Origin of the sequence: Mesobacillus sp. (assembly GCF_047739415.1) — a bacterium.
Lineage (GTDB): Bacteria > Bacillota > Bacilli > Bacillales > Cytobacillaceae > Mesobacillus.
Genome location: NZ_JBIQOE010000308.1, coordinates 1 through 6734 on the forward strand (window position 1 = coordinate 1; position 6734 = coordinate 6734).

Below are 6734 nucleotides of genomic sequence, written 5' to 3' on the forward strand. Positions count from 1 at the left end.
CTAGCAGGTAAAGTTACCTTTTTTCCATCCTGATCTTTAAGATTTTTCAAAGAATGTTGAAATAATCTCATGGTTAGCTTGTCCAGTTGAACATTATTTTTTCTAGGTGCACAAATCATAATATAAGGATTTACAATCCAGGTTCTAGGGCTTACAGTACGTCCATTTTCAATGATATGCCCTGCCCCTTCAGGATTAAGTAAAATTTCTTTTTTCTTCAAGGAGTTCATAATTAAAGATGTCTGTTGCCTTGATTTCGCTATCATTTCAGCAATGTCTGAAACTGTTGCAGCTTGCGGAAGTTCAAATTCATCCTCAACATTTTTCTTTTTCTTTTTAAATTTATCTTCCCTGCAAATAATCACATTACTTTTAAATTCTAAATAGGCTTGAATCCTGAATAAAAAATCACCTTCGGCCTGATTAAGATACCCAATTCGATTTAATAAATCTAAGTTTCTGTGCATGACTTGATTAAATGGCTCCCCTGCAAATGGGTCTTTACTGGTTCCAATGAAATGTTCCTCACCAGTAAGTTCTTTTAATTGGTCTAGTAATGATTTTTTTAGTTCTTCTGCTCTTGATCTAGCTTCTGAATCTTTCTCGAAATCTCTTTTTCTAGCATTTTTTTCAGCTTGTTCAAAGTCTATAATATTTTTCCCCACTACTTTTTCTCTCCCTTATGTAGCAGGAATTAGTCCCAATATGGTAGAATATAAATATTCAAAAGTTAATAAAGGGACTAATCCCTTGCTTGTTTTGAGAAACCGCCAAGCCGACCAAAGCATGGGCGGTTTTTCTCTTTTTCTTTATAATTCGACAATACCAATAATTCCCCTCTTTTTCTATAACCTTTCTCCTTTTTCATGGATTAATTGCACTATTTTATAATCTCTTCCAGAGTAATTATAAATTTTTAAATCTGGTGATTGCTCAGCATCGTTCATAGAAATACCAATATGAACTGACTTTGATTTTTTAATAATATCTTCGACATCCTGTAATGTATATTGAGCCCAAATTGAATGTGTATGAAACAAGTGATAAATCATTTTTCTAATTGCTTCTTTATCAGCAGTGGTTTTCACATCGCTCTTTTTAAAAAAAAATGACAGTTTACCATTCAACACAAATAATTCACCCCTCAAATCTTCTCCCCCTTTTCTAATTTCGCCTGTAAACGATCCAGAAGCTTATCATCCACTCTTTCAGGCTTGTACCCCATCCTATCTATCAAAATCCCCTCTATGACCCTCATACGAGCCGTATAACGCCTATATTCCTGTTCAGCAAAGTCTAAGGTGTCAGAATCGACCACAACGCCTTCTGGAGCCCTCTGAACGCTTCTCATGAGTTTATAGGTGATTGTTCTTTCCTCCCTGACCAATCGAAGCAAAATTAGCAAATCATAAGTGTGAAATAAAGTCAGTTCTTTGAATGGCAGCTCGCATTGTTCCAAGTAAACCAAATCCCTTAATTGTGGCCTTGGCTTCTTCAATGGTGCTTGGCAAAAGTCGCATTCATCGGCGTATTGACTGTTTTTCGCCTGACAGTATGAACAAATCATTTTTCAAATTCCTTTAGAGCCAAATCCCTGAAAAACGCTGACTTGTTGCCTGCTCCCTCGATTTTCTCCCAAATGTCATCCGGCAGGGTGACGGATACTTTCTTTGTCGTTCCCAGGGATGGCCTGCCTGCCCCTTCCCTGCTTCCTCCATGCTTTGGTCTGCAATCCAGGCATGTGTCATGCCCCATGTAGGCTTTCTCAAAAATATTCGGCTGCAATGACAATTCTTTCTGGCACTTCGAGCATTTAAAAAACATTGCTTTCATCCCCTCTTGATTTAAGTTACTTTTATCATATCATTAAAGGTAACTTATTTCAAGTTGAAAGGAAGCACTTTTGCACTTTTTTTCACTTCTGGAACAAGAAGCTGATAGACCGGCAAGAAAAAAGGTTCTCCTGTTTTTATGACTTGAACATAGCCTGCTATTTCATAGTCATCAGGGTTTTCATCCATCAAAAGAAGATCCTCATAGAAAAGATGATCCTCACCTTTTTTAAAGTAAATGGGCTTGTCCGTTCCTAGAATTTCATGGCCTTTCAACAAAGAAATCCCTCCCTCAAAAATAAGGTTGCCATCAAGGCAACCATGAGCGCCCTAAAGGCGCTGGCAGTTAAGATACTTGGAGCTTGCTGTTGACTAGGCTTCTCATTTCCTCGTCCTGATCCCAGAACGCTCTTTCCAATTCGACTGGCCTTAAACGGTAAGCGAACAGGATAGGCTTCTCCAGGACACCAAACTCTTCTGGACGGATAAGGGGAACACTCTGTTCTTGCGTTGTGAAGGTTTGTTCCTTGCGATGACCCTCTTGTTGCGAGTAAGACTTCAATTTGACGGTTTTTTGACCTGCCATATCCGAAAAGTATTTTTGGGTATCGGTATCTGTCGCATTGATGACAAGCTTGTAAGAACAGTTATCGACGATGACCTTTCTTTCTTCATTTCCGTAAATATTATCTAGCTGTGCTAAGGATTGAATAATCAACATGAGATGGACATTTCGACTTCTCAAAGTCGCTAGCCCCCCAACGACTTCTGACATTTTCCCCAAACGTGGGAACTCGTCCAACATGATTAAAACAGGAGGCGTTTTTCCTTCTTCCCTCTTTGTCAGGTATCGAAGGAATTGACCGATAATGACTGTGAAAATTTCACCGTATTGCTTCAGCCGATGTTCAGACACCTGAAGATAAATCATGCTCTTTTCAATGTCTGAAGGACTGAAGTCACTCCTGGAAGTCGCATACTGAATGTTTTTATCAACTGCAATAGTCGCAAGCTTCCCTCTGATTTCGGCAAAGATTCCTGCCAGGACTTCGGGTTTCAGATTGGCCACCGTGTTGGCCAGAATCTTGGTTTCTATCTTTTCACTTTTCAAAAGGGTTTCAATGACTTCCTGTTCTGAATAGGCACAAATGAATTGCGCTACTTCGGCAAAACTTTTTTCATGGCGATATTCCCAACATGCAGCTGAGAAAACGGATTGAGCGCATTGCGCCCAAAACGGATCTCCTTGCTTGGGAGCAGGAAACATATTTCGGCCAATTTCCTGAACGTCCTCAATCTCTTGAACAAAATCCAACGGATTGTAACGAGCCAACTGCTTTTCTGTTGAAAAGACAATGGAATCTGGTTTTGCATGGGCTGTCCTGTCGCTAAGTTCGCCTTTAATATCAATGACTAGGCCTGTGCCAGTCCATCTTAAAAGAGTGGGAATTCCATGCCCTCTGGTTTTACCTGTACCAGTTCCACCAATAATCAAGGTATGCCCTTCCTTGGTATCTGGCTTTTCTACCAAAACGCCATCTTTCTTACCCAGGACAACTCCATTTCCAATCAGGCCATGCGCTCTCAAATCTTGAGTACTGGAAAAAACAGCTTTTCCTAAAGCCCCTTCACTATCAATATCTTTATCTCTCCAGTGAAAGAAAATCGTGTAGATCATACCGATAAACAAATATAGATTGATAAGGTTTCCGATGGTTGGATAACTGAAATTAAATGCCTGGCCAATCCCAAAGGACAGAGCCAAGTAAACCACAAAATAAGTTATAGCTGACTTAAAGCTTCTTCCAGAAATTAATTTGATGACCGAACCGATCAGCACCGGAAGAAAGAAAAACTGCTTTGCCGAAAACTTCATCGCCTTATTCCCCCTTTACGTTATAACCTTCATTTTTGGATTCAGGTATTAACAATGTTTCTTCTGATTCAGGATATTTCAAAATTCTATCCCTGTTTTTATCGACTGTTTTTTGTAAAACACGAGCGACTTTTTCGGCTTCCTCCGGGCCTTCAATTCCGAAATACTTCTCGAAAACTGCCCCAACTTCAATCAATCGTTTTGTCCTGGCTTTTCGTTCTTTTTGAGATAAGCGAGCCTTGACCAATCGCTTCTTTTCCTCAATCTGTTTAATCTTGTCCTCTAACTCTTGTAATCGTTCTTCATCCGTTTTCCTAGCCATCTTGTCCACCTTATTCCTTCTTTCCATATTTTTCTTTTATTATATCTCAAAATAGCAGAATAGCACCAGTAAAATTGGTAGAATCTTCATCAGGGTTGTGGTATGATTCCCTTAGAACGAAAGAGATAAGGGCGCACTTATACAAACTCCGTTTGTGTGCGGTTCCTACGGAACGAAAAACCTCCCCTTCCGAATGGTTCGGAAGGAAAAAACCATTCGCCTAATCGGCGAAGCCAAAACAGATAGCTTGAATCTTGCGATTCTTCCCTATCCGTTTCGGTTCAAATTTTAATCGTGTCGCGGACTTTGAAAGGGGTGAGAAATCATGGCTATCTATCATTTTTCAGCAAAAGTTATTTCCAGGGCTAAAGGTCAATCGGCTGTCGCTTCTGCCAGTTACCGTTCTGGAGAACGTCTTGAAGATGAACGAACAGGAGAAGTTAAATTCTATAAAAGAAATGTTCAACCAGAAACTATGATTCTTGCCCCTTCTCATTCTCCTGAATGGGTTCAGGATCGTGAGCGTTTATGGAATGAAGTTGAGAAAGCTGAAAAGAGGGTTAATTCCCAACTGGCCAGAGAAATCAATATTGCTTTGCCAAAAGAGCTTTCCAACGACCATCAAAAGGAACTGATCCATGACTATGTTCAGAAGGAGTTTGTCAGCAAAGGCATGGTTGCCGATGTGGCCATCCATAGGGATGACAAAGAAAATCCCCATGCCCATGTCATGTTGACCACCAGGGAAATTTCAGAACAGGGCTTCACTGTGAAAAACCGTGAGTGGAACGACAAAAAACTTCTGGAACAATGGAGAGAGCAATGGGCTAATCATGCCAATAAGGCATTGGAGAAAGAGGGAGTCCAGGAGCGCATTTCCCACCTTTCCAACGAAGCCAGAGGGGTTGAACAGCTTCCGACTGTTCACCTTGGCCATGTAGCCCACCAGATGGAGAAACGTGGCGTACAGACCGAACGAGGAAACATAAATCGAGAAGTCCAGGACTACAACAAAAACATTGTAGAACTAGATAAATATAAAGCCGAAAAGAAAAATCTTGAACAGCAGCGTGAAAAAGGCAAATACCTAACCCCTTCCGAAAAGGCCGACATCAAAGAAGCAACAAAGTCTGTAAAAGGTTTTGTGACTCTTGATAAAATCAAGGATCGCAAGGCTCAAATAGACAAATGGGAGCAAAGCATTGAGAAGCAGGCCAGCTTTACCGAATGGAAAGATTCTAAATTCAAAGAAGCAGGCGACCATTTCCACCAGATGGACCAGATTCAAAACCAAGTCAAACGCCTGGAAAATGATATTAAAAATATCAACTGGTTCAATCCGTTGAAGCTAAAAGAAAATCGCCAAACCAAAGAACGAGCAGAACAGGCCATTGAGAAATTCCAGAAGGATTATAGCTATCACGATAAAAAACTGAATTACCACCGAGAAAAACTATCCTTCTCGACCAAAGAAGAATTCATGGATCAGCGCAGAACGTTCCAGGAAGAAAAGGAAAAACAGGTCACTACTCATTTCAAGCAAAAAGAGCAAATTAAATCTGAATGCCAAGTATTAGACAAAGCCGAAAAAGCCTTGAAGCAAGGGGAAATCCGTCAGATTACTGCCCCTTATCCAGAATTAAAAACAGCTTCTTCATTCATGAAATATGAGGACGCTTTGAAGATAAAGTCCATCAATGAAAAAGCAGGCCAGGTTGTTCCATTAAGCCAAATCAAGGCAGAAATCAAAGAGCGTACCGAAGCTATCGAAAAAGCCCAATCTCACTTACAGACATTGGCCAAAGAAAATCAAAAAAGTGCGACCGCTGCCACACACTTTAAACACCTGGAAGCAGTATCAACCAAAATCGAAAAATACGAGAACAACCCTCTGATGAAAGGGAAAATGCTTTTCTCTAAAACTGCAAAGGAAGAATATCGTCAAGCCCTTTCTGATCGAGAGCGTTTAACAAAGAATTTGGAAAGCCTAGGCTTTTCCGATAAGACAAATTTCGACAAACACAGAGAAAAGTTAGACCTGGCTATGGACAAAAAGCCACTAATCGAAAATACGATCCAGGAAGCTGACCAAGGCAAAGGCAATGAATTTAACTTAGGATTCTTGCAGGCCGCAGTCCAAGGCGTTGAGGAAGCCCAGAAGAAAGAGCAATTCGAGCGACAACGCCAGGAACGCCAAAAAGCTAAACAGAAGCATAAATCCCAAGAAAATGTTTTAGAGAGATAGAACCCCCTTACTACGGTTTTTGGTTGCCTTGATGGCAACCTTTAAGCCTTTAAGGCAACAACGAAAAATATATAAAATTAGGTATTGCCAAACAGAGGGCGAATTGCTATTAAACAATAGTGATAATAGAGAGAGTTTGTTAAAAGTGGGTTAAAGCGTTGATATGACTGGGTTTATTGAGGTTTTTAGGGTGTAAGGTTTTCCTGACAAAAGACGTATAAAATGTCAGGAATTCATGACACCTAAAAAATCCCAAGTAATGAAAAAATCATTAATACAAAAAAAAGACCGTATCGAAATGATACGATCTAAAAAAATCTAGCAGGTAAAGTTACCTTTTTTCCATCCTGATCTTTAAGATTTTTCAAAGAATGTTGAAATAATCTCATGGTTAGCTTGTCCAGTTGAACATTATTTTTTCTAGGTGCACAAATCATAATATAAGGATTTACAATCCAG

At 39.9% G+C, this 6734-nt stretch carries 8 protein-coding genes and 1 pseudogene; 1 reads left to right on the plus strand and 8 read right to left on the minus strand.

The features are described from left to right. From ACH0QE_RS25290 to ACH0QE_RS25320, 7 genes are all read right to left on the minus strand, one after another. Window positions 1–665: Rep protein (locus tag ACH0QE_RS25290; protein ID WP_415803132.1), on the minus strand; the 665-nt coding region annotated here is incomplete at its 3' end. Window positions 666–845: 180 nt separating this feature from the next. Continuing rightward, the gene (locus tag ACH0QE_RS25295; RefSeq protein WP_415803133.1) at window positions 846–1148 is read right to left on the minus strand and encodes a hypothetical protein; all 303 of its coding nucleotides are present in this window, start codon (window positions 1146–1148) and stop codon (window positions 846–848) included. After that, the gene (locus ACH0QE_RS25300) at window positions 1145–1459 is read right to left on the minus strand and encodes a hypothetical protein (RefSeq protein ID WP_415803134.1); all 315 of its coding nucleotides are present in this window, start codon (window positions 1457–1459) and stop codon (window positions 1145–1147) included. The genes ACH0QE_RS25295 and ACH0QE_RS25300 overlap by 4 nt, the downstream gene beginning before the upstream one ends. 104 nt (window positions 1460–1563) lie before the next feature. Further along, the gene (locus ACH0QE_RS25305; protein WP_415803136.1) at window positions 1564–1824 is read right to left on the minus strand and encodes a hypothetical protein; all 261 of its coding nucleotides are present in this window, start codon (window positions 1822–1824) and stop codon (window positions 1564–1566) included. Window positions 1825–1877: 53 nt separating this feature from the next. Continuing rightward, complete coding sequence (locus tag ACH0QE_RS25310) at window positions 1878–2111, minus strand: hypothetical protein (protein WP_415803137.1); 234 nt, start codon at window positions 2109–2111, stop codon at window positions 1878–1880. A gap of 67 nt (window positions 2112–2178) precedes the next feature. Beyond that, window positions 2179–3708 carry a type IV secretory system conjugative DNA transfer family protein gene (locus ACH0QE_RS25315; protein WP_415803138.1) on the minus strand — a complete coding sequence of 510 codons (1530 nt, stop codon included), beginning with the start codon at window positions 3706–3708 and terminating at the stop codon, window positions 2179–2181. Window positions 3709–3712: 4 nt separating this feature from the next. Then, complete coding sequence (locus tag ACH0QE_RS25320; protein ID WP_415803139.1) at window positions 3713–4030, minus strand: hypothetical protein; 318 nt, start codon at window positions 4028–4030, stop codon at window positions 3713–3715. A gap of 325 nt (window positions 4031–4355) precedes the next feature. Between ACH0QE_RS25320 and mobQ the strand changes: the two genes are divergently transcribed. Beyond that, the gene (gene mobQ, locus ACH0QE_RS25325; protein WP_415803140.1) at window positions 4356–6275 is read left to right on the plus strand and encodes a MobQ family relaxase; all 1920 of its coding nucleotides are present in this window, start codon (window positions 4356–4358) and stop codon (window positions 6273–6275) included. Window positions 6276–6583: 308 nt separating this feature from the next. On the opposite strand, the pseudogene ACH0QE_RS25330 reads toward mobQ, so the two are convergent. Next, window positions 6584–6734 (minus strand): annotated as a pseudogene (locus ACH0QE_RS25330) (Rep protein); the annotation flags it as partial.